At 73.9% G+C, this 24,350-nt stretch carries 28 protein-coding genes; 19 read left to right on the top strand and 9 right to left on the bottom strand.

Annotated features, from left to right (window positions below; all coding sequences use genetic code 11):
* Nucleotides 1–201: 201 nt before the first annotated feature.
* Nucleotides 202–627: a hypothetical protein gene (locus ACGH52_RS34730; protein ID WP_076972882.1), complete on the bottom strand. Its 426-nt coding sequence runs from the start codon at nt 625–627 to the stop codon at nt 202–204.
* A gap of 189 nt (nt 628–816) precedes the next feature.
* On the opposite strand from ACGH52_RS34730, the gene ACGH52_RS34735 reads away from it, so the two are divergent.
* The 3 genes from ACGH52_RS34735 to ACGH52_RS34745 all read left to right on the top strand — a co-directional run bounded on the left by ACGH52_RS34735 (nt 817) and on the right by ACGH52_RS34745 (nt 2,875).
* Nucleotides 817–1,338 carry a DUF2269 domain-containing protein gene (locus tag ACGH52_RS34735; RefSeq protein ID WP_399945220.1) on the top strand — a complete coding sequence of 174 codons (522 nt, stop codon included), beginning with the start codon at nt 817–819 and terminating at the stop codon, nt 1,336–1,338.
* Nucleotides 1,335–2,336 (top strand): NADPH:quinone reductase, encoded by a 1,002-nt coding sequence (locus ACGH52_RS34740; protein WP_399945223.1) that lies wholly within the window; start codon nt 1,335–1,337, stop codon nt 2,334–2,336. Before ACGH52_RS34735 ends, ACGH52_RS34740 begins: the two co-directional genes overlap by 4 nt.
* Before the next feature lie 86 nt (nt 2,337–2,422).
* Nucleotides 2,423–2,875: a VOC family protein gene (locus ACGH52_RS34745; RefSeq protein ID WP_059296882.1), complete on the top strand. Its 453-nt coding sequence runs from the start codon at nt 2,423–2,425 to the stop codon at nt 2,873–2,875.
* Between the two features lie 28 nt (nt 2,876–2,903).
* Here the strand turns inward: ACGH52_RS34745 and ACGH52_RS34750 are convergent, their stop codons facing one another.
* Nucleotides 2,904–3,704: a thioesterase family protein gene (locus ACGH52_RS34750; RefSeq protein WP_076972879.1), complete on the bottom strand. Its 801-nt coding sequence runs from the start codon at nt 3,702–3,704 to the stop codon at nt 2,904–2,906.
* A gap of 179 nt (nt 3,705–3,883) precedes the next feature.
* Between ACGH52_RS34750 and ACGH52_RS34755 the strand changes: the two genes are divergently transcribed.
* Genes ACGH52_RS34755 through ACGH52_RS34765 form a run of 3 tightly spaced genes read left to right on the top strand, consistent with a single transcriptional unit; the run spans nt 3,884 to nt 4,895 of the window.
* Nucleotides 3,884–4,117 (top strand): DUF2945 domain-containing protein, encoded by a 234-nt coding sequence (locus ACGH52_RS34755; RefSeq protein WP_076972878.1) that lies wholly within the window; start codon nt 3,884–3,886, stop codon nt 4,115–4,117.
* Between the two features lie 6 nt (nt 4,118–4,123).
* A complete protein-coding gene (locus tag ACGH52_RS34760; protein WP_076972877.1) occupies nt 4,124–4,465 on the top strand; it encodes a DUF3140 domain-containing protein in 342 nt (113 codons plus the stop codon).
* A complete protein-coding gene (locus ACGH52_RS34765) occupies nt 4,458–4,895 on the top strand; it encodes a hypothetical protein (protein ID WP_210977081.1) in 438 nt (145 codons plus the stop codon). Before ACGH52_RS34760 ends, ACGH52_RS34765 begins: the two co-directional genes overlap by 8 nt.
* A gap of 33 nt (nt 4,896–4,928) precedes the next feature.
* Here the strand turns inward: ACGH52_RS34765 and ACGH52_RS34770 are convergent, their stop codons facing one another.
* Entirely contained in the window at nt 4,929–6,491 is a 1,563-nt protein-coding gene (locus ACGH52_RS34770) for an SDR family oxidoreductase (protein WP_399945228.1), read from the bottom strand.
* A gap of 104 nt (nt 6,492–6,595) precedes the next feature.
* Here ACGH52_RS34770 and ACGH52_RS34775 point away from each other — a divergent pair, with 104 nt between their 5' ends.
* Together ACGH52_RS34775 and ACGH52_RS34780 are read left to right on the top strand one after the other, a co-directional pair.
* Entirely contained in the window at nt 6,596–7,102 is a 507-nt protein-coding gene (locus tag ACGH52_RS34775) for a MarR family winged helix-turn-helix transcriptional regulator (protein WP_076972875.1), read from the top strand.
* Between the two features lie 140 nt (nt 7,103–7,242).
* Entirely contained in the window at nt 7,243–9,336 is a 2,094-nt protein-coding gene (locus tag ACGH52_RS34780) for an MMPL family transporter (RefSeq protein ID WP_121704034.1), read from the top strand.
* Between the two features lie 21 nt (nt 9,337–9,357).
* Here ACGH52_RS34780 and ACGH52_RS34785 read toward each other — a convergent pair whose 3' ends face one another.
* Nucleotides 9,358–9,783, bottom strand: a complete 426-nt coding sequence (locus tag ACGH52_RS34785) for a TIGR03618 family F420-dependent PPOX class oxidoreductase (protein ID WP_121704035.1) — start codon at nt 9,781–9,783, stop codon at nt 9,358–9,360.
* Nucleotides 9,784–9,897: 114 nt separating this feature from the next.
* Nucleotides 9,898–10,080: a hypothetical protein gene (locus ACGH52_RS34790; protein ID WP_193777844.1), complete on the bottom strand. Its 183-nt coding sequence runs from the start codon at nt 10,078–10,080 to the stop codon at nt 9,898–9,900.
* A gap of 139 nt (nt 10,081–10,219) precedes the next feature.
* Here ACGH52_RS34790 and ACGH52_RS34795 point away from each other — a divergent pair, with 139 nt between their 5' ends.
* The 7 genes from ACGH52_RS34795 to ACGH52_RS34825 all read left to right on the top strand — a co-directional run bounded on the left by ACGH52_RS34795 (nt 10,220) and on the right by ACGH52_RS34825 (nt 16,012).
* Entirely contained in the window at nt 10,220–11,221 is a 1,002-nt protein-coding gene (locus ACGH52_RS34795) for a mechanosensitive ion channel family protein (RefSeq protein ID WP_076972872.1), read from the top strand.
* Nucleotides 11,222–11,362: 141 nt separating this feature from the next.
* Entirely contained in the window at nt 11,363–11,998 is a 636-nt protein-coding gene (locus ACGH52_RS34800) for a class I SAM-dependent methyltransferase (protein ID WP_361462782.1), read from the top strand.
* Between the two features lie 112 nt (nt 11,999–12,110).
* Complete coding sequence (locus ACGH52_RS34805; RefSeq protein WP_059296870.1) at nt 12,111–12,299, top strand: hypothetical protein; 189 nt, start codon at nt 12,111–12,113, stop codon at nt 12,297–12,299.
* A 20-nt stretch (nt 12,300–12,319) separates the two neighbouring features.
* Nucleotides 12,320–13,027 carry a hypothetical protein gene (locus tag ACGH52_RS34810; RefSeq protein WP_076972870.1) on the top strand — a complete coding sequence of 236 codons (708 nt, stop codon included), beginning with the start codon at nt 12,320–12,322 and terminating at the stop codon, nt 13,025–13,027.
* Nucleotides 13,024–14,001: a DUF6895 family protein gene (locus tag ACGH52_RS34815; RefSeq protein ID WP_121704037.1), complete on the top strand. Its 978-nt coding sequence runs from the start codon at nt 13,024–13,026 to the stop codon at nt 13,999–14,001. Before ACGH52_RS34810 ends, ACGH52_RS34815 begins: the two co-directional genes overlap by 4 nt.
* Nucleotides 13,998–14,918 (top strand): DUF6895 family protein, encoded by a 921-nt coding sequence (locus tag ACGH52_RS34820; RefSeq protein WP_121704038.1) that lies wholly within the window; start codon nt 13,998–14,000, stop codon nt 14,916–14,918. The genes ACGH52_RS34815 and ACGH52_RS34820 overlap by 4 nt, the downstream gene beginning before the upstream one ends.
* Nucleotides 14,915–16,012 (top strand): serine hydrolase domain-containing protein, encoded by a 1,098-nt coding sequence (locus ACGH52_RS34825; protein ID WP_399945237.1) that lies wholly within the window; start codon nt 14,915–14,917, stop codon nt 16,010–16,012. The genes ACGH52_RS34820 and ACGH52_RS34825 overlap by 4 nt, the downstream gene beginning before the upstream one ends.
* Before the next feature lie 63 nt (nt 16,013–16,075).
* Here ACGH52_RS34825 and ACGH52_RS34830 read toward each other — a convergent pair whose 3' ends face one another.
* Complete coding sequence (locus ACGH52_RS34830) at nt 16,076–17,449, bottom strand: trypsin-like serine protease (protein WP_399945240.1); 1,374 nt, start codon at nt 17,447–17,449, stop codon at nt 16,076–16,078.
* A 199-nt stretch (nt 17,450–17,648) separates the two neighbouring features.
* On the bottom strand, nt 17,649–19,310 hold the full coding sequence (locus ACGH52_RS34835; RefSeq protein ID WP_399945243.1) for an alkaline phosphatase D family protein: 1,662 nt from the start codon (nt 19,308–19,310) through the stop codon (nt 17,649–17,651).
* Between the two features lie 145 nt (nt 19,311–19,455).
* Here ACGH52_RS34835 and ACGH52_RS34840 point away from each other — a divergent pair, with 145 nt between their 5' ends.
* A complete protein-coding gene (locus ACGH52_RS34840; RefSeq protein ID WP_059296863.1) occupies nt 19,456–19,761 on the top strand; it encodes a hypothetical protein in 306 nt (101 codons plus the stop codon).
* Nucleotides 19,762–19,806: 45 nt separating this feature from the next.
* Here the strand turns inward: ACGH52_RS34840 and ACGH52_RS34845 are convergent, their stop codons facing one another.
* Nucleotides 19,807–20,607, bottom strand: a complete 801-nt coding sequence (locus ACGH52_RS34845) for a class I SAM-dependent methyltransferase (RefSeq protein ID WP_210977086.1) — start codon at nt 20,605–20,607, stop codon at nt 19,807–19,809.
* 250 nt (nt 20,608–20,857) lie between these two features.
* Here ACGH52_RS34845 and ACGH52_RS34850 point away from each other — a divergent pair, with 250 nt between their 5' ends.
* The 3 genes from ACGH52_RS34850 (at nt 20,858) to ACGH52_RS34860 (ending at nt 22,959) form a co-directional block, all read left to right on the top strand.
* A complete protein-coding gene (locus ACGH52_RS34850) occupies nt 20,858–21,535 on the top strand; it encodes a transcriptional regulator (protein WP_399945246.1) in 678 nt (225 codons plus the stop codon).
* An 8-nt stretch (nt 21,536–21,543) separates the two neighbouring features.
* The gene (locus ACGH52_RS34855) at nt 21,544–22,521 is read left to right on the top strand and encodes a pyridoxal-phosphate dependent enzyme (protein ID WP_399945249.1); all 978 of its coding nucleotides are present in this window, start codon (nt 21,544–21,546) and stop codon (nt 22,519–22,521) included.
* Between the two features lie 78 nt (nt 22,522–22,599).
* Nucleotides 22,600–22,959 carry a cupin domain-containing protein gene (locus tag ACGH52_RS34860; protein WP_061440886.1) on the top strand — a complete coding sequence of 120 codons (360 nt, stop codon included), beginning with the start codon at nt 22,600–22,602 and terminating at the stop codon, nt 22,957–22,959.
* 78 nt (nt 22,960–23,037) lie between these two features.
* Here ACGH52_RS34860 and ACGH52_RS34865 read toward each other — a convergent pair whose 3' ends face one another.
* Nucleotides 23,038–24,348: an FtsX-like permease family protein gene (locus ACGH52_RS34865; protein WP_210976918.1), complete on the bottom strand. Its 1,311-nt coding sequence runs from the start codon at nt 24,346–24,348 to the stop codon at nt 23,038–23,040.
* Nucleotides 24,349–24,350 lie beyond the last annotated feature (2 nt).

Raw genomic sequence — 24,350 nt, forward strand, 5'->3', positions numbered from 1 at the left:
CGGGTGCGTCGGCAGCCGCTGCGCCGAACTCGGCGAAGCGCTTTCAGCATAGTGATGTTGAAGTGCGAACCGGTACTGTTCCGCTCTCAATTCGACGATCTACGACCGGAATTGGGGAGCATTACGGATTCCGTGGTCCGCCGTTAATTCACCGGCAACTCGCCGTTACCCGGGCAGCCGGACCGGCGGCCGGGCGCGCGGTCAACACGACCTGCTGGTGGCTCCGTCCACGACGAATCCCACCCCGATGCCGAGCATCCAGGTGTCCTTCGCCAGGGCCGTTCCCTCCTGCGTCGGGCGCAGGCTGCCCTCCTCGCGCATTCCCGGGGTGCGCAGATAAAGCCCCACCAGTCCCGCCGAGAACGCGGTCAGGCCGACGCCCGCCAGCGCCGTCGGTACGACCGGCAGGAGGAGCGCCGTGCCGAGCGCGATCTCACCGGCGGAGAGCAGCCGGACGAACGTCGCGGGCCGCAGCTTGCCGAGGAACGGATAGGTGTTCTTCGCCATTCCGTGCATCATGGCGGCGCTCTGCTCATCGGCTCCGCGCTTGGCCAGACCGGAGTTGAGAATGAAAGCCCCGGTGGCCAGTCGCGGGGCGACATGCCTGAGCTCGACGGGCAGACGCATGGGAACTCCTAGGGCGTTTCTCCGAGGACACGCTCAGGCTAGGGCGCGCCCGTACCCCTCGCAGCGCGGACGTCGGGAAGCTGCTCCGATCGGGTCACGACGACCCCCGGCGCGTACGCCCGGCTCGGTACGGGCGGTTACTCCCGCCGCGGGACGTCTGGGCGGCTGCCGACCGGCAGCGTGGGTGGGGTGAAACTCAGCCGCCCCGCACGCAGGGCCTCCCTCGTCGTCCACGTCGTCGCCTCCGCCTCCTGGCTCGGGCTCACCCTCGGGCTGCTGGCGCTCGGCGTGACCGCAGCCGCCGGCGCCGCCCCGGTGGCGGTGGAGGCCGCCGTCCGCTGCATGAAGCTGTTCGCCGACTGGCTGCTGCTCCCCCTCGCCCTGCTCACCCTGGCGAGCGGGCTGGTGCTGGCCCTGGGTACACCGTGGGGCCTGGCCCGGCACCGGTGGGTGTACACGAAGTTCTGGCTGACCCTGGGCACGACCGTCGCCACGTTCTTCGCGCTGCGCCCCGGGGTGAACTCGGCGGTCGCCGCCGTGGCCGCCGGAGGGCCGCTGCCCGACGCGGGGGACGTGCTCTTCGGGCCGGTGGTCTCCCTGTCCGCCTACGTCTTCATGACCCTGCTCTCGGTCCTCAAGCCCTGGGGCCTCACTCGGCGCGGTCGCCGGCTGCGCGAGCACCGTCCCGGTGTTCGTAGCATGGGATCATGAACGGCACGGTTCCCGAGACGATGCGGGCGGCGTACGTCGACGCCGTCGGACCGGCCGGCGCCATCCGCCACGGGGAGCTTCCCGTGCCTTCCGTGGGTCCCACGGACGTGCTCGTGCGGGTGACGGCGGTCGCCGCCAACCCCGTGGACACCTTCGTACGGTCCGGTGCGTACGCCACACCGCTGCCGCTGCCCTTCGTCGTCGGCCGCGACCTGGTGGGCGAGGTCGCCGCGGCCGGGCCCGGCGCCGCGGGCTTCACGGCCGGGCAGCGGGTGTGGTGCAACAGCCTCGGCCACGCGGGCCGCCAGGGCTCCTTCGCCCAGTACGCGACGGTCGCCGCCGATCGCCTGTACGCGGCGCCGCCCGGCATCGACGCGGAACACCTCGTGGCGGCCGCCCATCCGGCCGCCTCCGCCTGGCTCGCGCTGTTCCGGCACGGTCGGCTGCGGGCGGGGGAGACCGTCTACGTCGGGGGCGGCGCCGGGAACGTGGGCGGCGCCGCCGTCGCCCTGGCCGCCCGGGCCGGGGCTCGCGTGATCGCCACGGCGCGTGCGCGGGACGCCGAGGAGGTGCGGGGCCTGGGCGCCGCCGAGGTCCTCGACCACCGTGCGCCCGACCTCGACGCGCGCGTGCGCCGGGCAGCCCCCGGCGGCTACGACGTGCACCTGGACACGTCCGGCCACGGGGTGCTCGCCGACGCCGTGGAATCGCTGGCCCCGGGCGGGCGGCTGGTGGCGATGGTGGGGCTCGTCACCGGCCCCGCCGCACTGCCCGTGAGCCGCCTCTACACCAGGGACGCGAGCATCGTGGGCTTCGCCATCAGCAACGCCACGACCGCGGACCTCGCCGAGGCGGCCCGGGGCGTCGTGGACGTCCTCACCGACACCCCGTGGCGTCCGCGCGTCGCCGACCGACTGCCGCTGTCGATGACGGCCGAGGTCCACCGCAGGCTGGAGGCCGGGCAGGTGCGGGGGCGTCTGATCCTCACCCCTTCTTGATCGTCTTTCCGGCCCGGCGGACCCGGTCCATGATGGACACGATGGAGGGATCCGGAAGCCCGTCACAGGACCGTGGGGGTCCAGGAATGCGCCGTGAAGACCTGCCGGCCCCGGAGTCGGGGCTGCTGCTCACCCACTTCCTCACCGTGGCCGACGTGCCGCGCTCGCGTGCCTTCTACTCCGAGGTGCTCGGCGGCGAGGTCGTGCTCGACGAGAACCCGTGCATCGTGAAGCTCGCGAACAGCTGGCTCATCATGAACCCGGGCGGAGGGCCGACGCCGGACAAACCCGACGTCACCCTGCGTCCGCCGGACGACCCCGGGACGGCGACGAGCTTCCTCAACATCCGGGTGGCCGACATCGAGCGCTGCCACCGCGAGTGGAGCGCGCTCGGCGCCGAGTTCCTCACCCCGCCGATCGACCGCAAGGCCGAGCTGCGGTGCTACCTGCGCGACCCCGACGGGTACCTGATCGAGGTCGGCCAGGCCACCGGGCTGCTGGAGGGCATCCTCGCCGACCCGCCCGCGGGCCGGGGCTGACGCGGCCGTCGGGGTCCGGCAGGGCCGCTCAGGGCTGTGGCCGGACGGTCAGCATCTGCTGGGCGTGGCCCACGGGGCCGTCCAGGTCGTGCAGCACGGTGCTGGTGATGCCCTGACCGGTGGGCCCGAAGACGACGGTGGTGTCCAGGCCGGTCCAGCGGCCCCGCGGCGCACGGTGCAGGTGCAGGGTCAGATCCACGTTCGGGAACATCCACTCCCGCGGCGACTGCCGCACCGCGATGCCGTTGGCCGTGTCGACCAGCGCGACGTACGAGGCCAGCGGGCTCGCGCTCTCCCCGGCGACCAGGTCGAGGCCGGTGGAGATCCAGGCGGTGGTGCGACCCGGCCGGGGCGGGGCGAGCGGACGAACGTCCAGGGAGGCGACGTAGCCACCGGGCCACTCGGCGTCCATCGGCCAGCGGGCGAGCGTGTCCGGCCCGGGGAGCCGGTCGGCACCGCCACCGGCGATCGCGCGCGTGTCCCCGTCCGCCAGCAGCCACGCCCTGGCCCGCGCCACCGACCGGTCCGCTATCAGCACGGTCGCCTCGACCAGCTCGATGGTGCGTCCCGGCCGGACGGTCTCCACCCGTATCTCGCACTCGTCCAGCGCCGGGCGGCCCAGGATGTCGAAGCTGATCCGGCTCAGCGACATCCCCGCACCGGCACGGCCCGCCAGATGGCGGTCCACGGCGTGGACGATCAGACCCCCGAGCGGACTGAAGTGCTGTTCGTCCGCGCTCCACGCGCCGCCCGCGTGCGCGGTCGGCTTGTAGCGGTGCTCGTCGATGCGCTCGTAGTAGCTGTCCGGGGACGCTGTGCTGGTGTTCAACGGGCTGCTCCTGGAACGACGGCGGTGACGGGACGACGGCGGGCGTGGACGGCGCCGCCGGGGCCGCGACCAGGATAGTTCGGCGGTCAATCACCGCTCCGCCCGAGTGGGGCGCCCCCGGCTGGGAACCCTGACCGTCCAGGAAGCCGAAGGGGGCGCACCGGCGAAGGAGTACCGCGATGGCCGAGAACCGCGACGACGGCGAGCACCTGAGGAAGGGCGACAAGGTCACCTGGAGCAGCCACGGCTCCCGCACCGAGGGCGAGGTGGAGAAGAAGATCACCAAGCGGACCGAGGCGGCCGGCCGCACCGTGGACGCCTCCTCGGACGCCCCGCAGTACCAGGTGCGCAGCGACAAGTCGGGCCGGTCGGCGGTGCACAAGCCGTCCGCGCTGAAGAAGAAGGGGAAGTGAGGTGTCATGGACGGCGACGAACAGGACGAGACCCGGGACGCCTTCCGTGAACTGGTGAACATGACACCGGCCGAACTGGACCGGTGGCTCGACACCGACGCGTCGCGGGACGCCGGCCACCACCAGGACGGGGGCGAGTCCGTCGGGCACGCGTCCGGCCGCCGGATCGTCGAGATCCTGCACAAGAACAAGGGCGACCTCTCGGACGACGACTACGAGCACATGCGCAAGGTCGTCGGCTACGTCCGCCGGCACCTGGCCCAGCGCCCGTCGGGCGACGTCGAGGACACCCGGTGGCGGCACTCGCTCATGAACTGGGGCCACGACCCGCTGGCACGCCATGGATGACGACGACCCGCACCGGCGCCCCGAGGGCGTCAGCGACGAGACGGTCGAGGCCCTGGGGTCCCTGTCCAAGGCGCTGGAGACGACCGAGTGCGCCCGCGGCCACCTGTTCGCCTTCCACCAGCACACCGGCTCCGCGGACTTCGAACTCGACCGCGCGGTCGAACTGCTGCGCGCCGCGGGGCACCCGGAGTGGGCGGAACGCGTGCGCACCGAGATCCTGGGCCGCAACGTCATCCCCGGCCACTGGACGTTCCAGATCCTCGACGCCTACGACCGGACGTACTACCAGCCGTTCCGGGACCTGGAGCGGGAGGCGGTGGCGCGCCTGGCCGAGGGCCGCCGCCACCTGTACGAGGCGGAGCTGAAGGAGGTCCGCCGGACCCGGAACCACCCGGACCACACCTCCCGCCCGGACGGCCCCCGCACCTGAAGGCCGGTCCGCCTCCGGCCCACTGCACCGGCCTCAGGAGCCCGAGCCGTCGCGCCCCTGGTCCGGGGGCCGGGGAGCGCGGGCGGCGGCGCGGGCGATGTTGCGGGCCATGCCGCCGAAGACCACGGCGTGGAAGGGCGACACGCTCCACCAGTACGCCTGGCCCCCCAGCCCGTGCGGATGGAACAGCGCCCGCTGCCGGTAGCGCGTCCGCCCAGCGTCGTCGGTCCCGGCGTACATCTCCAGCCAGGCGAGCCCCGGCAGCCGCATCTCGGCGCGCAGCCGCAGCAGCCGCCCGGGGACGATCTCCTCCACCCGCCAGAAGTCCAGCGAGTCCCCGACCCGCAGCCGCGCGGCGTCCCGCCGCCCCCGGCGCAGGCCCACCCCGCCGACCAGCCGGTCGAGCCAGCCCCGTACCGCCCAGGCCAACGGGAAGGAGTACCAGCCGTTGTCGCCGCCGATGCCCTCGATGACCCGCCACAGCGCCTCGGGCGGCGCGTCGACCGTCAGCGCGCGGTCGTCGGTGTAGAGGCTGCCGCCGGCCCAGTCCGGGTCGGTGGGCAGCGGGTCGCTGGGCGCGCCCGGCACGGACGCGGACGACCAGCGGGTGGTGACCCGGGCCTCGCGGACCCGTTGCAGGGCCAGCCGCAGCGCGTCGTCGAAGCCGAGCGGGTAGCCCGGCGGCGGTGGGACGTACCGGACGATGTCGTTCTCGCCGCACACCACCTCGTGCCGCAGCGACTCGGTGAGCGGGCGCGCGATGGCCGCCGGGACCGGTGTGACCAGCCCGACCCAGTGGCTGGACAGCCCGGGGGACAGCATCGGCACCGGCAGGATCAGCCGCTTGGGCAGCTCGGCGACCTCGGCGTAGCGCACCATCATGTCCCGGTAGGTGAGGATGTCCGGACCGCCGATGTCGAACGCCCGGGAGACCTCCTTGGGCATGGTCGCGCTGCCGACCAGGGCGCGCAGCACGTCCCGGACGGCGACCGGCTGGATGCGGGTGTGGACCCAGCTGGGCGTGACCATCACCGGCAGCCGCTCGGTGAGGTAGCGCAGCATCTCGAAGGAGGCCGACCCGGAGCCGATGACGACCGCCGCGCGCAGCACGGTCGTGGGCACGCCGGAGGCCAGCAGGATGCGGCCGACCTCGGCGCGGGAACGCAGGTGCGGCGACAGTTCCCCCTCCGGCACCCCGGCCGGGGTCAGGCCGCCCAGGTAGACGATGCGCCGCACGCCGGCCGCCCGGGCCCGTTCGGCGAAGGTGCGTGCCGCCCGCCGGTCGGTCGTCTCGAAGTCGTCGCCGGTGCCGAGCGCGTGCACCAGGTAGTAGGCGACGTCGACGCCCTCCATCGCCCGCGCCACCGAGTCGGCGTCGGTCACGTCCCCGCGCACCACCTCGGCCCTTGCCGCCCACGGATGGTCGCGCAGCTTGTGCGGGGAGCGGGCCAGACACCGCACCCGGTGTCCGGCGTCCAGCAGTTCGGGCACGAGACGGCCCCCGACGTATCCCGTCGCGCCGGTGACCAGGCAGCGCACGCCCGCCGTGCCGCCCGCGCCGCCCGTTCGGCCGGGTCCTTCGTCCGCCTGGCTCATGTGCCTCCGTCGCTCGCGGGACTGCCGTCTCCGTGACCCCTTCCCCGGAACGGGCCGCGCCGGACGCGCCCCGGCCCAGGTCGACCCTTCTATACGCTGATCACGTGGCGACAGCGAACCAGCGCGGACAGCACGCGCACGAGCGGGGGACCGGTCCCGGCCCCGAGGCGAGCGACCTGCACGTCCTCGCCGCGCAACTGCGGCGGATGAACGGCGAGATCAACCGCCTCGTGCACGGGTTCGCCGGCGGCCACGGCCTGCACGCCACCGACGTCCAGGCGCTCGCCGCGATCCTGGACGCGCGCGAGCCGATGACACCGGGGCGGCTGCGCGAGCACCTGGGGCTGACCTCGGGGGCGGTGACGGCCTGCGTGGACCGGCTGGAGCGCGCGGGGCACGTGCGCCGCGTCCGGGAGAGCGCCGACCGCCGGGTCGTGCACCTGCGCTACGTCCCCGAGGCCCGCGAAGCGGCCAGGACGTACTTCCTCCCGCTGGCGGAGGCGGCCGCCGCCGCCCGCGCGCGCTTCGACGACGAGGAACTGGCGGTCGTGGTCCGCTTCCTCACGGCGATGAACGCGGAACTGGGCCTCGTCCGGTCGGACGAGCGCTGAGCGCCCGGGCGCTCCCGCATACGGAGGAGTGACCGGGGGCACACGCGGTGTGTCATGACGGGCCGAAGTAATTCAATCATTGAGATTGTTTATGATCGAGCCACTTCCCGTCGCCCCGCAGACCTGGAGACCCGACACCGATGTCCATCCCCTCCCGACGGGCCCGTTGGCTCGTCCCCGCCGTCCTGCTCCTGGTCTGGCTCGGCATCGGCGGAGCGCTCGGCCCGTACGCCGGAAAGCTCGGCGAGGTCGCCACCAACGACCAGGCCGCCTTCCTGCCCCGCAGCGCGGAGTCCACCCGGGTCGTCGACGCCCAGAAGGCCTTCCAGCAGGACGAGACGCTCCCGGTGATCGTCGTGTGGACCGCCGACGGCGGCGGCTCCGTCACCGGCCACCGGGCCGGGGCCACCCGCTCCGTCGCCTCCCTGGAGGGTGAGCCCGGGGTCGTGGGGCAGGCGTCGCCCGCGCTGCCCTCCGACGACGGCGAGGCCCTCCAGGCCGTCGTCCAGGTCGAGCCCGACCTCGGCGACGCGCTGCCCGGTGTCCTGGAGCGGATCGGCGACGCGGCCGGGCGGGTGCCGGGCACGCAGGCCCAGCTGGCCGGTCCGGCGGCCTCCCAGGCCGACCTCTCCGACGCCTTCTCGGGCATCGACGGACTGCTCCTCGCAGTAGCGCTGATCACCGTCCTGGTGATCCTGCTGCTGGTCTACCGCAGCGTCCTGCTGCCCCTGGTCATCATCCTCGGCGCGGTCTTCGCCCTGGGCCTGGCCTGCGCCATCGTCTACGCGCTCGCGGAGCGGGACGCCGTACGCGTCGACGGGCAGGTGCAGGGCATCCTCTCCATCCTGGTCATCGGCGCCGCCACCGACTACGCCCTGCTGCTCACCGCCCGCTTCCGCGAGGAACTGGCCCGGCACCCGGACCGCTTCGCCGCCGTGCGCGCCGCCCTGCGGGCCTCCTGGGGAGCCGTGGTGGCCAGCGCGGCGACCGTCGCCCTCGCGCTGCTGGCGCTGCTGCTCAGCGACCTGACCAACAACCGCGCGCTCGGACCCGTCGGCGCCATCGGCATCGTCTGCGCCGTCCTGAGCACGCTCACCTTCCTGCCGGCCGTCCTCGTCCTGCTCGGCCGCGCCGCCTACTGGCCGGCCAGGCCCGTACGGGCCGGTGACCCGCAGGCCGGGCACCGGCTGTGGCACCGGGTGGCGGAACTGGTGGACCGGGCACCGCGCCGCATCTGGGCGATCTCGCTGGCCGCGCTGCTCGCCTGCGCCGCCTTCGCACCGACGCTGACCTCCAAGGGAGTGCCGCTGGACGAGATCTTCGTGAACGACACCCCGTCGGTCGCCGCGCAGCAGACGCTGGCACGGCACTTCCCCGGCGGTTCGGGCAACCCCGCCGTGATCATCGCCGAGGCCGACCGGCTGGACCCGGTCCTCGCGGCCGCCCGCGACACCCCCGGCGTCGCCTCCGCGGCCCCGGTCACCGCGTCGGGCCGTCCCGGCGGCGGCGAACCCAAGGTGGTCGACGGGCGCGTGCGCGTCGACGCGACGCTCCGGGCACCGGCCGACAGCGACGCCGCCAAGAGCGCGGTGGCCCGGCTCAGGACGGCCGTGCACGACGTCCCCGGCGCGGACGCCCTCGTCGGGGGCTACACCGCCCAGCAGTACGACACCCAGCGCACCGCCGAGCACGACCGGACGCTGATCGTGCCCGTGGTCCTCGTCATCATCCTGGTCATCCTGATCGCCCTGCTGCGCTCGCTGCTGATGCCGGTGCTGCTGGTGGCGACGGTGGCGCTGAACTTCGTGGCCACCCTGGGCGTCTCGGCGCTGGTCTTCACCCATGTGTTCGGCTTCAGCGGCACGGACGCCTCCGTCCCGCTCTACGGCTTCGTCTTCCTGGTCGCCCTCGGAGTGGACTACAACATCTTCCTGATGTCCCGGGTCCGGCAGGAGGCGCTGCACCACGGGGTGCGCGAGGGCATCCTGCGCGGGCTGACCGCCACCGGCGGCGTCATCACCTCGGCGGGGGTCGTCCTCGCCGCCACCTTCGCCGCGCTCGGCGTGATCCCGCTCGCGTTCCTGGTGCAGATCGCCTTCATCGTGGCCTTCGGCGTCCTGCTGGACACGCTGGTGGTGCGCTCCCTGCTGGTCCCGGCGCTCGCCCGCGACCTCGGCGCCGTCGCCTGGTGGCCCGGGCGACTGGGGCACCGGGACCGGGCGGGGCGGGGGTGACCCGCCCCGCCGAGGACGGCATCAGGCCTGCGGACGCCGCGCGAGCGGGCGCACCGTGCCGAGGAAGCGCCGTACGGCGATCTCGATGACGACCCGCTCCGGGTTGGCCCGGGGCTGGCGGTAGCGGGCGGCGTAGCGGGTCTCCGCGTCGCGGACCGTCCCGGCGTCGTCCCGCACGGTCGCCACGCCCTCCAGCGTGGACCAGCGCCTGCCGTCGACCTGGCCCACGGCGACGACCGCTCCGGCGGCCCGCCGCACGTTGCGCGCCTTCGTGGTGTCCCGACTGGTGATGACCCGCGCCGTGCGGGTGGCGTGGTCGTACGTCACGCCGACCGGGACCAGGTGGGGCGTCCCGTCGGCCCGCGCCGTCGACAGGAAGCACACCCGGCGCTCCTGCCAGAACCGGACGAACTCGTCGTCCGCGTCGTGCTGTTCCCCGGCGTCCATCCGCTCTCCTCGCCCGCGCCGCGTGTGTCCTGTCCGGGACAGCATCGCCCGGCGGGGCGGACACCCGCACGGCGGGGTCCGCGCACGCACGTGTCGGCGCGCGGGTTCGCGGCCTCAGGCGGCGTCCCGCTCGGCGCCGCGGTCCCCGCCGCTCGCGCCGCCCGGGAGGAGACGCAGATGGCGGCGCCGGGCGTGCCGGGGCGGCGCCGGATCCCGGAACAGCCGGTCCTCCAGACACGTCATGGCGAACAACAGCAGCCCCAGACCGGGCAGTAGCAGGACGGCAACGGTAACCACGCCGCGGGCCCCTTCCGCTGTACGACTCCCGGCGGGTGCCCAGCCGGGCGCCGGTGAAAGCCGTCATGTTCGCCCGGTCCGCGGGTAGGCGGCCCCGACGGCAGACACGTCGTCCCCGAGGAACGGAGCAGCCGAGCCGATGTCGTACACCTCCCCGCCCCCCGAACCGGCCACGGACCCGCAGCTGGCGGCCTCGTGGACGGACTGGTTCGGCGACCACACCGCGGCACTGATCGGGATACCGCTGCGCATCGCGCTCATCGTGGTGATCCTGCTGGTGCTGCGCGCGGTGGCGAAGCGGGCCATCACCCGGGTCGTCCAGCGGGTCCTGGAACCGTCGGCGGGCGAGGCCGAGCGCAGCCGCCCGCGCCGGCCGGCCCGCGGCGCCGCCGTCCTGCACCGCGACCGGTCCCGGGCGCGGCAGCGCCGCGAGCAACGGGCCCGCACCATCGGCTCGGTGCTCAGCAGCGCCGTCACCATCGTGCTGTTCATGGTGGGCGTGGCCATGGTGCTCGACCAGGTCGGCATCGCCCTCGGCCCGCTGCTGGCCAGCGCCGGAGTGGTCGGCCTGGCCATCGGCTTCGGCGCCCAGAGCCTGGTCGCGGACTACCTGTCCGGGCTGCTCATCATGGTCGAGGACCAGTACGGCGTCGGCGACTCGGTCGACCTCGGCGAGGCGGTCGGCGAGGTGGAGCACGTCGGCCTGCGCCTGACCCATGTGCGCGACCTCAACGGCGGCCTGTGGCACATCCGCAACGGCGAGATCCTGCGGGTCCGCAACGACAGCCAGGAATGGGCCCGTGCCGTCCTGGACGTCGCCGTGGCCCACGACGCCGACCTGGACACCGTCTACCGCGTGCTGGAGGACACCGGCCGCGCGCTGCGCGAGGAGCCCGACTTCGCGGACGTCCTGCTGGAGGACCCCGCGGTGTGGGGCGTGCAGTCCCTGGACGCCGAGGGAGTGCTGGTGCGCCTCGCCGTCAAGACAGCGCCGCTCCAGCAGTGGGGTGTCACCCGCGAGCTGCGCCGCCGGGTCAAGGAGGCGCTGGACGACGCGGGCGTCGAGATCCCCTTCCCGCGCCGGGCGGTGTGGGTGCGCACCGACGGCTCCGAGGGCGGGGCGGAGGCGCTGACGAGCTGACGAAGGCACCCGTCCACGCCGGTTTTGCCGATCCGGCAAACATCTTTGCGCCTCCTGACCGGACGGGGCAGCCTGCACTCGGGGCGCGTGGTTCTCGCGCGCCCCGCCGAGCAGATGACCGCGCCCGCCCCAGGAGGCACCATGACCGACACCCCCGCGCCGGCTCCCGCCGCGGAGTTCTGGGAAGCCCGCTACCGCGACACCGGCCGCGTGTGGAGCGGCCGCCCCAACGAACTGCTGGTCCAGGAAGCGGGCGACCTCGCGCCCGGTAGCGCGCTCGACCTCGGCTGCGGCGAAGGGGCGGACGCCGTGTGGCTCGCCTCGCGCGGCTGGCGGGTCACCGGCGTCGACATCTCCGCCACCGCCCTCGAACGCGCCGCCGGGCACGCCGCCGAGGCCGGGGTCGGCGACCGCGTCGCCTGGGAACGCCACGAGCTGGGACCCTCGTTCCCCGAGGGCACCTTCGACCTGGTGAGCGCCCACTACCTGCAGTCCCCGGTCGAGCTCGACCAGCAGGCGGTGCTGCGGGCCGCCGCACGGGCCGTGGCGCCGGGCGGCACCCTGCTGCTCGTCCTGCACGCCGGCTGGCCCTCCTGGCAGACCGAACCGCCGTTCGACGCCGTCTTCCCCACCCTGGACGGTGTCCTCGCCGAACTCGCCCTGCCCGAGGGGGAGTGGGACGTCGAGACCCGCCGGACCGCTCGTCGGCCGAGCGTCTCGCCCGACGGTGTCGAGGGTTTCCGCGAGGACCACGTGTGGCGCCTGCGGCGCGTGTGAGTTTTGTTGAACGAGTTACCTTCCGAGAATTTTGTGAAGAAAGGCATGTTCTGGGACTTACCGGACACCCTTGGTTGTGAAGGCCATTTGGCTACCAGAGGGAGATGGTGAAATGCCTTCCAAGGACAAGGTGCTCGAGGAAGTCACCTACACCGAGAACATCGACATCGACGCGGCACTCGACCCCGCCGAGCCCGACGGAGTCTTCCGCGACAGCCGCGAGTGCGCCGCGCTCGCCCTGCAGTCCGGAGGCACCAGCCTCCTGCTCTCGCCGCCGACCCCGCGCCCGAAGAAGGGCTGACGGACCGACGGGAGAATCTGATGGAGCAGTCGAGCACATCGGCCCTCCTGCAGGGAACGGTGCTTGACCTCGCTTCCGACGTGGTCTCCGCTCTTCGGAGCGGAGACCACGTGCGAGCGGGGAGCACCCTGACGGGAGGCGGCGCCGGTGAGGGCGTCGCCCGCGCGGCCGTACGCGTCCTGGGCGCCGACACCCTGTTGCCCAGCGTCCTGCTGCGCGTCCCGCCCGACCCCGCGCAACTGGCCGTGTTCAAGGACGCCGTGGCGGCCCATCCGCCGCGCGACGACGCGGCACCCACCGTCGTGTGGAGCCACTGGGCCATGACCCGCGCCCTGCGCCGGACCGAACAACCCCTGACCGCGCCGCCCGCCGACGGGCCGGACGCCGAACCCGACGCCCGCTGGCTCGACGGCGCCGGCTGGCAGTTCCTGACCCACCAGCTCGCCGTCCTCGCCCCGCTCGCGCTGCCCGGCGAGGAGTGCGCCGTGACCCGCGTGGCCCGCGGCCGTCCGGTGGACGTGGCTCGCGGATTCGTACGGGCGGTGCGCCGCCGCGACTGGCAGCAGGCGGCCGGAGCCGGACGCTGGCTCACCCTCCTGGACGGGGTGCCGGACACCCTTGGCCTGGAGGCCGGACTGGACTTCGTACGCCTGATGGGCGGTTCCGACCCGCGGGTGGCCCTGCAACTGGAGGCGGCGCGGCTGATGCCGGCCGGAGTGCTGCTGTGAGCGTCCGCGACGTCGAGGCGGCCGCACTGGAGTGGGTGTGGACCCACCGCGACCGCTTCGCGCTCGGCGACGACGCGCTGGCGGCCGACGGCCAGGTCAACCGGACCTGGAAGCCCCTGGGCGAACTCACCCAGGTCTGCGCCTCCGTCTCCCGCTGCACCCCGCCCGGGGACCCGCTGCACACCCGCGTGTCCGAACTGCTGGACTTCGCCTGGCAGCAGACCCACCGGGGCGAACTCTTCCCGCTCATGCAGTCGCTGGAGCCCTTCGCCACCTACCCGCTGGAGGTCTACGCGGCCTTCGCCTCGGCCGGACTGCGACACCCCGGCTACGAGGCGTCCGCCGCGGTGCTTACCCGCACCCGCGGCTGGCGGCTCACCGAGCAGTACCCCACCCGCCGCCTCGGCGTGCTGGAGGCCGAGCGGCGCAGCGGCATCGACCCGCACGGGGACGTGCCGCAGGCGCTGGGCCGCACCTGGCTGGGCGGCCTGCCGGAACCGTGGACCTTCGAACGCGCGGCCGGTTACGCGCTCACCCACGTCGTCTTCCACCTCACCGACTGGGGACGGACGGCCCAGGGCGTGCCGGCGGACCTGGCGGACTACCTCCTGCACTGGCTGCCGCCCTGGCTCGACACCTGCCTGGACGCCCGGATGTGGGACCTGAGCTGCGAACTGCTCGCCGTCGCGGCGAGCCTGCCGCGCCCGCCGGAACCGGCCGTCATGGAGGACGCCTGGCAGCGGGTCGCCGCCGCCCAGGCCGCCTCCGGCGCGATCCCCGAGGAAGGTGCCGCCCAGGACGCCGCCGGACCGGACCCGGGACCGGACCCCTACGACTTCGCCGACTGCTACCACTCCACCCTGATGGCCGCGTTCGCGGCGGCACTCGCCACGGCGGCCACCGCGCGCCCGCCGCACGTGCGGCAGGCGGCGCGAGACGTGGCGCGACACGCCGGACAAGGAGCGCCGGGATGACGGACACCCGCCTGATCCACCGCGTCGGAGCCGGTGCCCTGGAGTGGCTGTGGGCCCACCGGGACGGCTTCCGCCTCGAACCGGACGTGGACCCCGAGATCGGATTCCTGGAACGCTTCAAGCCGATCGGCGAACTCGCCCTCATCTGCACGGTGCTCTTCCGCGAGGGCGTCGCAGGATCCCGCCAGTCCCAGCTCGCGCGCCAACTGCTCGACCACACCTGGCGCGAGACCCTGGACGGCGGCAGCATGCTGGTGCGCGGCCAGCGCGTCGAGCCCTTCTCGCCCGTCCCCTTCGAGGTGTACCTGCCGTTCAAGGAGCTGGGCTACAGCCAGCCCGAGATCGAACGCGCCACGGTCCTCAACCACCGGCTGGACAGCTGGTCGCGGTTCCCGGTGACCCCGACCCGGCGCCTGGGCCTGTCCGCCTTCCAGCGCCGCTTCGGCCTGCCCGCCCGACCGCCCGAGGCCGACCTGGTCGCCGCCACCTGGCTGGCGGGCACCCCCGAGCCGTGGACGGTCGAGGGCCACACCGCCTACGACGTCACCCACACCGTCTTCCACCTCACCGACTGGGGCGAGAACCCCGGCGGCCTGCCGCCCGACGTCGCCGACTACCTCGCCACCTGGCTCCCGGTGTGGATCGACGACTGGCTGGACCTCCAACGCTGGGACCTGCTCGGCGAACTCCTCGTCGTGGACGCCTGCCTGCCCCGGCCCACCCTCGACGAGGCCGCCTGGCAGGGCTTCGCGGCCGCGCAGCAGCCCGACGGCGCCATGCCCGCCGTACGCACGATGCCCGAGGGCGACCCCGACACGGTCTTCGACGTGGTCTACCACCCGACGCTGGTCGCCGCCTTCGCCTCCCTGCTGGCCACCTCCCGCGCCCTCACCGAGCTGGCGCACTCCGCGTCGTGACGGGCCGCCGCACGCCCTGGCCGGGCGAACCCGCCACCGAGGAGTCCGTGGAGTACGCCCCGTCGGAGCCCGCACCGGCCGACGGTGCCGACGCGGCGGCGCTGCGCGAGCGGCTGGCCGAGGCCGTGGACGCCGCCGACGCACCCGATGTCGTCTTCGCCGTCTCCCGGCGCGGCCGACGCACCCTGTACGGCGGCGGCACCGCCCCGCCGCCCGGCGTCCCCCGCGAGGCGCTGCGCTACGAGATCGGGTCGGCGTCCAAGACGTTCACCGCGCTGCTGCTCACGCGTCTGATCCGGCGCGGCGTGCTCACCGGCGGCGAGGCGGCGGCCACCTGCCTGGACCCCGGCCGGACCGTCGGCCCGCACCCCGTGACGCTGGCGCACCTGATCACCCATACCGCGGGGCTGCCCGCCCTGCCGCCCGGCTTCGTGCGCCGGGGCCTGCCCGCCTGGCGCACCAACCCCTACGCCCGCTACCCCGCCGACCGGCTGACCGGCACCTTCCTGCGCCACGAGCCGAAGCACCGCCCCGGAACCCGCTGGCACTACTCCAACTACGGCGTCTCCGTCCTCGGTCACGCGATCGCCGCGACCACCGGCACGGCGTGGGAGGACCTGATCACCGGCCAGGTCCTGCCCGCCCTCGGCCTCAGCGGAACGGCCCTGCGGGCCCAGGGCCCCGAGACCGACGCCGTGGGACACCGCAAGGACGGCCGCACCCCCGTCCCGCCCTTCGACGCGGGCGGCTTCCAGGCGGCCGGAGCCGTCCGGTCCACCCCCGGCGACCTGCTCACCTTCCTGGAGGCCCACCTCGACCCGGCCCGCTCACCGGCGGCCGGCGCGCTGCGGGCGGTGCGGGTGCCGGTGCTGCGCCGGGGGTGGGGGCACCGGCACGTGCACACGGTGGGCTGGTTCCGGCATCCCACGGACGGCGGGCCCCTGTACTTCCACAGCGGCGCCACCCTGGGGCAGCAGGCGTTCCTGGGCTTCCGGCCCGACACCGACACCGCCCTGGCCGCCGTGTGCACCCGGCGGTTCCGTGCCCGGGACCCGTTCATCGCCACGGCGTACGCGCTCCTCGCCGAGGGATAGCGCGCCGGTACACGGGCCGGCGCGGGGCCGCGTCGAGCGACCCCGCGCCGGGCGTACGGTCCGTCAGACCCGCTGCCACAGGGCCGGCGTGCTCGCCGGTGACCCGGCGCCCTGCGCCTGGTGCCCCTGCAGGCACCGGTACCGCACACCGTCGAAGGACACGGTGGTGCCGACCTCGTAGACCCGGCCCGCTGCCCAGGCGTCCGCCGCCGCGTTGTCCTGCGGCGCGGGCGTCTCGGTCGCGGCGGAGGTGGTCTTCAGGGTGAGGCCGAAGTCGCTGAGCAGCGGATTGACCGGCTGGTAGAAGGTGGTCCCGCCGTTGGTGCAGTCGCCGGAGCCGCCGGACGTGGTGCCCTGGGCCTGCGTGCCGGAGACGAAGGGGCCGCCGGAGTCGCCGGGTTCGGCGCACACCGTCGTCTCGGTCAGCCCGTTCACGGTGCCCTCCGGGTAGGTGACACTCGTGTCGTGCTGCTGGATCGTGCCGCAGTGCCATCCGGTGGTCGAGCCGGAGCGGCACACCGACGCGCCCACCAGCGCCTCCACCGACCCGGCGACCTGGATCTTCTCGCCGTCCTGCGCCTTGACGTCCGGCGTCGCGGTCCATTCGGAGTTGACGCCCACCCAGGCCATGTCCTTGCCCGGGAACGTGGAGGCCTGGAAGGTGCCCTGGTCGGCCTCGTTGGACCCGGTGGTGGTGGCGCCCGGGTCGCCGCAGTGCCCGGCCGTGGCGAAGCCCTGCTGGTCGTCCTTGGTGACGGAGAACCCGATGGAGCAGCGGGCCTGGTCGTTGATGTAGTAGGCGTCGCCGCCGACCAGGTCAGCCAGCACGCGCGGCTGGTCCGGCGAGACGCGGACGCCCACGTCCTCGGCGGGCACACCGGCGGCCTCGACGAAGGCGGCCGCGGCCGACTGGCTGGTGGCCTGCACCGTCACCCGGTTGGCCCGCACGTCGACGGACCAGACCGGCGTCTGCCGGGTCCGGGTGCGGACCGCGGCCGCGTCCAGCTTCTCCTTGACCGCGCGCAGCTCGGCGAGGTTCCTGCCGACGACGGCCGCCTCGGCGCCCTGCGCCTCGATGGCCGCGGTGTCGGCGGCGTCGGTGGTGGCCACGGTCAGCTCGGCGGAGGTCGCGCCGCTCACCCAGGCCCCGGCGAAGCGGTCGCCCAGCGTGTTGCGCAGCATGCCCGCGCGGGTGCCCGCCTCCGCCTCGTTGACCAGTCGGGTCGCCGCCTGGCCGGGCGCCAGCTTCAGGTCGCGCTCCATCGCGCTCAGCATGCGCGCCGGCGCGGTGGCGGCGGGCGCCTCGGCCACGGCGGGCCGCGGCCCGGGAACGGGGGGCGGTGCGGCCGACGCGGCCGCGGGGAGTGCGGTCAGGACCAGGGCGCCGAGCGCGGTGAGGGCTGCGCGGCGGCTGCGCGCGGCATGTCTGCCGACCATGCGATGTGCCTCCTTCGGGCGCTGTGCGAGACAGCGGTGTTCGGTGGGCGACCGTGGATCACGGTGCGCCTGCGGCGAAGTCACAGGCCTTGCCGCGCAGAGCGGCGGCGATGCCCGACCCCGGTCTGTTTCGCGCTATGGGGGACGCCGGGGGTGCCATGTGCAGTACGCGGACGCCCTGCCGCCGGGCGGGCCCGGATCAGGCGGGCTTGAGGCCCGGTTCACCCGCCTCGGTGACGAAGGACGCGGCCGTGGTCACGGCGGCGCCGGGCGTGCTGATGGCGGAGACCGTCCTGAAGTCGAGGTGGGTGGCCTGGCGGCCGAGTTCGGCCCGGACGTAACCGCGCTTGCCGTTGTAGAACTTCATGTGCGGGTTGGCCTGCATGTACAGGTCCCAGTTGGCGGGCTTCTCCACGCCGTCCCGGCCGCTGGCCACCGAGGTGCAGGTGACCTCGGTGGCGACGGTGGCGGACGCCGGGTCGTCGAAGTCCTCCTTGACGTCGAGGGCGTAGCCCACGTGCACGTCCCCGGTGAGGATCAGCCAGTTGTCGACCCCGGCGGCCTTCGCCCCGGCGACCACCCGGTCGCGCGAGGCGCGGTAGCCGTCCCAGGCGTCCATGGAGAGCGCGGCGTCGGCGGTCACGTCGAACTTGCGCTGGGAGAAGCACACCTGCTGGGGCATCACGTTCCACAGCGCGGTCGAGCCCTTCCAGCCGTCCAGCAGCCACTGCTCCTGCTCGGCGCCGGTGATGGTGCGCGCCGGGTCGTCCGACTCGGCCCCGGGAGCGTGCGGCCGGTCGTCGTAGGCCTGGTCGGAGCGGTACTGGCGGGTGTCCAGGATGTCGAACTGGGCGAGCGTGCCCCAGTGCAGCCGGCGGTACAGCCGGGCGTCCGGGCCCTGCGGCAGCTGGGCGGCGCGCAGCGGCTGGTTCTCCCAGTACGCGCGGTAGGCGGCGGCCCGGCGCAGCAGGAACTCCGAGGGCGGGATGTCGTTCTCGGGGGTGTCGCCCGCGTAGTTGTTCTCGGTCTCGTGGTCGTCCCAGGCGACGACGAACGGGTGCGCGGCGTGCGCGGCCCGCAGGTCCTCGTCGCTCTTGTAGAGCGAGTAGCGCAGCCGGTAGTCCGCGAGGGTCATCGTCTCTCGGTTGAACACGTCGGGCAGGGTGACGTCGGTGTAGCGGCGCTCACCGCCCTCGGAGTTCACCGCGTACTCGTACAGGTAGTCGCCGAGGTGGAACACCACGTCCACGTCGTCCTGGGCGACGTGGCGGAGCACGGTGTAGTAGCCGTCCATGTAGGCCTGGCAGGCGACCGCCGCGAGCTTCAGCGACGAGGTGGTGCTGCCCGCCGCGGGCCCGGTGCGGGTGCGGCCCGCCGGGCTGAGCCAGGCACCGGCGCGGAAGCGGTAGTAGTAGACGGTCCCGGGCGTCAGGCCCTTCACGTCGACGTGGACGCTGTGGTTGTACTCGGCGTGGGCGTCGGCGGTGCCCCGGAACAGGACGGCCGCGAAGTGCTCGTCCAGGGCCACCTCCCATTCGACCGTGACCCGCTCCGCGCCCATCCCGCCGTCCTCCAGGAACGGTTCGGGCGCCAGTCTGGTCCACAGCAGCACCGAGTCCGGCAGCGGATCGCCGGAGGCGACGCCGAGGGTGAAGGGGTCCTTGCTGATCCGGGCGGCGCGTTCGGGGGCGGCGACCGCGCCGCGGGCCGGCAGGTTGGTGGAGAAGGCGAGCGCGGCGGCGGCCGCGGTGACGGTGAGGAAGCGCCTGCGGCCGAGGTGCCGGGCGGCGGCTCCCATCACGGCGTCGTGCGGGGAGAAGGCGTGCTCGGCCAGTGCGCGGGGACGGCCCGTGGGCGCCATCTGGTGTCCTCTCGTACAGCGGGGCGATGCGCGGACCCCGCATGCTAAGCAGACAAAACACCCCAAACGGGAAGGGCTTGCGGAGTGATCACACAGGAGGAGGTACGCGCGTGTGGGCGCGCTCCCTCCGGGGCACCCGGGAGCCATGGCCAGGACTCGGCGCTACGACGTGGCGGCCTCCGGCCGCTGGTGGGACGAGGACGACAACCGCTGGCTGCCCGCCGGTGAGGTGCACGCGTGGGAGCAGGGCAGGAACGAGACCGTGTGCGGGCTGTCCCTCCACCGCTCGCGGCTCTCCCGGTTCGCGGCGGTCCGCTGGACGGACGTGCTGCCCGAGTCCGGCGGCGCCGCCGACGCCGTCCGCCGGGTCTGCCCCCGCTGCGCCGCCGCGGCCGGCCGCCGGGGTGCGGACGCCCGGCCCGCCTGGCGGCGCGTCAACCCGCGCCCGTAGGGGCCGGACGAACGGTCCGGCCCCTGGGCGGGCGCGACCGGAGCCCTACACGGTCAGCGGCGAGCGGCTCACCCGGATCTTGGACTGGCCGTGCGGCCGCTTCTCCCAGTCCTCCATGAACCGCGCGTGCAGATTGTGCCGGGCGGCCAGCGTGAGCAGCGTGTCCGTGCGGTAGTAGAAGTCCTCGCGGAGCACCTGGTGCTCGGACGCCTCCGTCCGGTCGAAGGTGAAGTCGAAGAACCCGGTCTTCGTCAGGACGCGCCCGACGTGCGCCAGGCACTCGTCGACGACGTCCGGCGGCGAGTGCGAGAAGACGCTGTGCGCGTGGACGACGTCGAAGTGGCCGTCGGGCAGGAACTCCAGCCGGAGGTCCCCGATCAGGGTCAGGTGGGGCAGCTTGGCCTGGAGTCCGCGCTCGGCCAGCGTCTTCTTGGCGGCGATCAGGATGTCCGGCGAGATGTCGACGCCGTAGTAGTGGCCCGTGTCGAGGTGGTCGATGAAGCGCCAGCCGCCGCGCAGGTTGCCGCAGCCGATGTCGAGCATGCGGTGCCCGGGGCGCAGCCCGTGCTCGATCAGGTAGTCGAACTGCATCTGCCCGAGCGCCAGCCAGCGGTCGTGGGTCCGGCTGCCGACCGCGGCCTCCGGGTCGCGCCGGGTGTCGGAAGCCATCACCGCCCGGTAGTAGCCGACGTGGTCGGGGTGCTTGAGCCGCAGCCACGCGTCCCGGCCCGCCCGGCGGACGTAGGGGCCGACGCGCTCGGGGTGGCGCAGCGCGTACCCGACCTTGTGCGTGAGTGCGGCGCGGTTGCCGCGCAGCTTCTTCGGGGACTTGGCGTCCTTGGGCATGGGGAGCGACCTCCGTACGAGGGACTCGGGCAGTGCGCGGTGCCGGGCGGGGGTGCCGGACCCGGCGGCCCCGTGGCAGCGGGAGACATACCCGTTCGGGGCCGTGCGCTCCCGCGGTCGCACCCCGGAGGGGGAGGCGCACTCCGGCGCGGAGCCCCGGTGCGGCGGCGCGAGAAAGAGAATTGGACTACCTGTCCAGACGTTGGACGTGTAGTCTGAAACTCCTCGAAGTCCCAGACGGGAGATCCGGATGAGTGAACCGGCACTGGACGCCGAACGCGACGCCGTGCTCGCCGCGCTGCGCCCCGTCGTCGACGGGATCGCCGCCACGTTCGGACCGGTCTGCGAGGCGGTGCTCCACGACTACCGGCGCCCCGAGCGGTCGGTCGTCGCCGTCGCCGGGTCGGTGACCGGGCGGACGGTGGGCGGGGCGATGAGCGAGATCGGCATGCGCGTACTGGCCCGCGGCGACGAGGCCCGCGACGAGCTGAACTACGTCACCTGCACGGCCGACGGCACGCTGCTCAAGTCCTCCACCATGGTGCTGCGCGACTCCACGGGCGCCGTGTTCGGCGCCCTGTGCGTCAACCTGGACGTCACCGCCGTCGACCGGGCCCACGCCCTCCTCGGCGCCCTCGCCGGGACCGCCCGCACCCCCGAAGTACCGGCGACCACCTTCGGCGACGACATCGACGCCGTGGTCGACGCCATCGTGGACGCCCACCCACTGCGCCGGGACACCAGCTGGGCCGCGCTGGACCGGGAGCGGCGGCTCGAACTGTTCCGCGACCTCGACGGGCGCGGCGTCTTCGCCGTACGCCGCTCGGTCGAGCACGTCGCCGCCCGGCTCGGCATCTCCCGCGCCTCCGCCTACCACTACCTCTCCCAGGCCCGCGCCCTGCCTGGCCCGGCCGCCGACACCCCCTGAGGACACCCGTGACGACCACCACCCCGCCGGTCACCCTCGACGACGTCCGCTCCGCCGCCGCCCGCATCGAGGGCGTCGCCCACCGCACCCCCGTGCTGCGCTCGCGCACCCTGGACGCCCTCGTCGGCGCCGAGGTCCACCTCAAGTGCGAGAACCTCCAGCGGGTCGGCGCCTTCAAGTTCCGCGGCGCCTACAACGCGGCCTCCCGCCTCACCCCGGAGCAGCTCGCCCGGGGCATCGCCGCCTACTCCTCGGGCAACCACGCCCAGGCGGTCGCCCTGGCCGCCCGCGAACTGGGCACCACCGCGGTGATCGTCATGCCCGATGACGCGCCGCCCTCCAAACGGGACGCCACCGCGGGCTACGGCGCCGAGATCGTCACCTACGACCGCTACACCGGCGACCGCGTCGCCCTGGCCGAGGCCCTGGCCGCCGACCGGGGACTGACCCTGATCCCGCCCTACGAGCACCCGCACGTCATCGCGGGCCAGGGCACCGCAGCCCTCGAACTGGTCGAGGAGACGGGAGAGCTGGACGCCCTGGTCGCACCGGTCGGCGGCGGCGGACTGATCGCCGGGAGCGCCACCGCGGTCAAGGGCCTGCACCCCGGCACCCGGGTGATCGGCGTCGAGCCGGAGGCCGGCGACGACACCAGGCGCTCCCTGGCCGCGGGCCGGCGGGTCACGGTGCCGGTCCCGCGCACCATCGCCGACGGCCAGGCCCTGCCGACCCCGGGCGAGCTGACCTTCTCCGTCAACCGGCGGCTGCTCGACGGGATCGTGGTGGTCTCCGACGACGAGATCCGGGACGCGATGCGGTTCGCCTTCGAACGGCTGAAGACCGTCCTCGAACCCAGCGGCGCCACCCCGCTGGCCGCCCTTCTGAACGGCCGGATCGACGCCCTGCCCCGCCGCGTAGGCGTGATCCTCTCCGGGGGCAACGTGGACGCCGCCCGCTTCGCCGCCCTGTGCGGCGCGCCCCGCTGACACGCGCGTCCCCCGGATGGCGCCGCCGAGTTGACAGGCGGAGGATAGAGAGGTGGGGCCAGGGAAAGGAGGAGCGTCATGCTGGAGGCAAAGACGCTCGACAAGCCGGACGAGCGGCGCGATTTCCCCCGCGGGCACATCGAGGCCGTGCACATGGAAGGACTCGACTTCGCCGTCGCCACCTTCGAACCGGGCTGGCGCTGGTCGGAGTCCGTGGCGCCGATCGCCGGCACCGACAGCTGCATGATCCACCACAACTGCTACGTGGTGGAGGGACGCATGCACGTCCGCATGGACGACGGCACCGAGAGCGAGGTGGGACCGGGCGACGTCTTCGTCTGCTCGCCCGGCCACGACGCCTGGGTCGTCGGCGACGGACAGTGCGTCGTGTACGACTTCGCCGGTGGCATGGCGAAGGAGTACGCCAAGGCCGACTAGCCGGACGTCCGGCCAACAGCGGTGAAGGGGGTGGGGGCGACCGCCACGGCGGTCGCCCCCACCCCCTTCCCGTGCCGCTCAGGCGGCCAGTGTCACCGCGCCCACCGCGGGGGTGCGCAGCACCCGCCGGGCCGTGCCCAGGCTCGTCCCCAGCGTCGCCGCCGCCGAGACCGCCACCATCGCGAGCCACACCCCGAGGAACTGGTCCGGCAGCACCGCGTCGGTGCGGACCACCGTGAACGGCACCACACCGGCCAGCGCGGCCACCGTGCCGAAGAAGACCCCCGTCACCGTGAGGATCACGCCCTCGGCGGCCACCACGCCCAGCACCTGCCCCGGCGTCGCCCCCGCCAGCCGCTGCTGACCGAACTCCCGCGAGCGGTACGTCGTCGCCGCGTACAGCGAGTTGACCAGCATCACGCAGACGAACACCGCGATGATGCCGACCACCGTGAGGTTGAGCGTCTCCAGGTTCTTGGCGTCGACCGACTTCACCAGACCGGAGGCCTTCACCGCGTCGCTCTCCACGGCCTGCATGGTGAGCGTCGCCGTCGACACGGCGGTGAACATGATCAACGACACGAGGATCCCGGCCAGATGATCCGTGCGCTCACGCAGATTGCGCACGGCCAGCCAGCCGCTCGCACCGCTCAGCGGCAGCCGGTTCAGTACGCCCTTCAGCAGCCGCGGCGACAGCAGCGCGAAACCGGCCGACAGCAGGATGGCCCCGTTGGCCGGCGCCGCCATCAGCGCCTCGTCCGTCGCGGAGAACAGGAAGGTGGAACAGGCCCCGGCGGCCCCGACGGCCAGCGCCGCCCAGGCCAGGAACCGCTTCGCCCCGGCCCGCTCCCGGCGGCCCCGCGTCAGACGCCGTACCGCCAGGAACGCGGCGCCCGCCGACGCCGGCAGGGTGAGGGCCACGCCGCTCAGCAGCGCGACGGGGCCGAAGGAGTAGTCCACGGACCGCGCCACCTGGCCGCTGTCCTGGAACAGGTCCAGCAGCACCCGCCCGCCGAGCATCGCCGGGCCGATCGCCAGTGCCGAGCCCACCACGGCCACGGCCACCGCCTCGCCCACGACCATCCGCCTGAGCTGCGCCGGGGTCGCCCCCGAGCAGCGCAGCAGCTCCAGCTCGGCGGTGCGCTGACGCACGTTGACCGTCAGCGCCGAGGCCACCGCGAAGAACACCAGCAGCGTCCCGTACCCGCCGACGACCCCCGCCGCCGTGCCCAGCGTCTCCGAACTGACCGGGTCGACACCGCCCTGCCCGGCCGTGTCGTGCATCGAGTTGAACGTCATGATGATCGCCGCCCCCAGGAAGGCGGACAGCAGCGTCGCCAGGAACCGTCCGGGACGGCGCCGGATCGACCGAAGAGCCAGTACGAACATCG

The sequence above is a fragment of the Streptomyces sp. BBFR25 genome (genome assembly GCF_044590125.1).
GTDB classification, from domain to species: domain Bacteria; phylum Actinomycetota; class Actinomycetes; order Streptomycetales; family Streptomycetaceae; genus Streptomyces; species Streptomyces canus_D.

What these genes read in the sequence shown, in the direction of transcription:
- ACGH52_RS34780 (WP_121704034.1), top strand. Translation starts at nt 7,243, where the DNA reads ATGTCCATCCCCTCCCGACGGGCCCGTTGGCTCGTCCCCGCCGTCCTG.
- ACGH52_RS34850 (WP_399945246.1), top strand. Translation starts at nt 20,858, where the DNA reads ATGAGTGAACCGGCACTGGACGCCGAACGCGACGCCGTGCTCGCCGCG.
- ACGH52_RS34740 (WP_399945223.1), top strand. Translation starts at nt 1,335, where the DNA reads ATGAACGGCACGGTTCCCGAGACGATGCGGGCGGCGTACGTCGACGCC.
- ACGH52_RS34820 (WP_121704038.1), top strand. Translation starts at nt 13,998, where the DNA reads ATGACGGACACCCGCCTGATCCACCGCGTCGGAGCCGGTGCCCTGGAG.
- ACGH52_RS34845 (WP_210977086.1), bottom strand. Translation starts at nt 20,607, where the DNA reads ATGCCCAAGGACGCCAAGTCCCCGAAGAAGCTGCGCGGCAACCGCGCC.
- ACGH52_RS34760 (WP_076972877.1), top strand. Translation starts at nt 4,124, where the DNA reads ATGGACGGCGACGAACAGGACGAGACCCGGGACGCCTTCCGTGAACTG.
- ACGH52_RS34745 (WP_059296882.1), top strand. Translation starts at nt 2,423, where the DNA reads ATGCGCCGTGAAGACCTGCCGGCCCCGGAGTCGGGGCTGCTGCTCACC.
- ACGH52_RS34770 (WP_399945228.1), bottom strand. Translation starts at nt 6,491, where the DNA reads ATGAGCCAGGCGGACGAAGGACCCGGCCGAACGGGCGGCGCGGGCGGC.
- ACGH52_RS34765 (WP_210977081.1), top strand. Translation starts at nt 4,458, where the DNA reads ATGGATGACGACGACCCGCACCGGCGCCCCGAGGGCGTCAGCGACGAG.
- ACGH52_RS34805 (WP_059296870.1), top strand. Translation starts at nt 12,111, where the DNA reads ATGCCTTCCAAGGACAAGGTGCTCGAGGAAGTCACCTACACCGAGAAC.
- ACGH52_RS34795 (WP_076972872.1), top strand. Translation starts at nt 10,220, where the DNA reads ATGTCGTACACCTCCCCGCCCCCCGAACCGGCCACGGACCCGCAGCTG.
- ACGH52_RS34810 (WP_076972870.1), top strand. Translation starts at nt 12,320, where the DNA reads ATGGAGCAGTCGAGCACATCGGCCCTCCTGCAGGGAACGGTGCTTGAC.
- ACGH52_RS34830 (WP_399945240.1), bottom strand. Translation starts at nt 17,449, where the DNA reads ATGGTCGGCAGACATGCCGCGCGCAGCCGCCGCGCAGCCCTCACCGCG.
- ACGH52_RS34755 (WP_076972878.1), top strand. Translation starts at nt 3,884, where the DNA reads ATGGCCGAGAACCGCGACGACGGCGAGCACCTGAGGAAGGGCGACAAG.
- ACGH52_RS34800 (WP_361462782.1), top strand. Translation starts at nt 11,363, where the DNA reads ATGACCGACACCCCCGCGCCGGCTCCCGCCGCGGAGTTCTGGGAAGCC.
- ACGH52_RS34860 (WP_061440886.1), top strand. Translation starts at nt 22,600, where the DNA reads ATGCTGGAGGCAAAGACGCTCGACAAGCCGGACGAGCGGCGCGATTTC.
- ACGH52_RS34840 (WP_059296863.1), top strand. Translation starts at nt 19,456, where the DNA reads ATGGCCAGGACTCGGCGCTACGACGTGGCGGCCTCCGGCCGCTGGTGG.
- ACGH52_RS34730 (WP_076972882.1), bottom strand. Translation starts at nt 627, where the DNA reads ATGCGTCTGCCCGTCGAGCTCAGGCATGTCGCCCCGCGACTGGCCACC.
- ACGH52_RS34785 (WP_121704035.1), bottom strand. Translation starts at nt 9,783, where the DNA reads ATGGACGCCGGGGAACAGCACGACGCGGACGACGAGTTCGTCCGGTTC.
- ACGH52_RS34835 (WP_399945243.1), bottom strand. Translation starts at nt 19,310, where the DNA reads ATGGCGCCCACGGGCCGTCCCCGCGCACTGGCCGAGCACGCCTTCTCC.
- ACGH52_RS34865 (WP_210976918.1), bottom strand. Translation starts at nt 24,348, where the DNA reads ATGTTCGTACTGGCTCTTCGGTCGATCCGGCGCCGTCCCGGACGGTTC.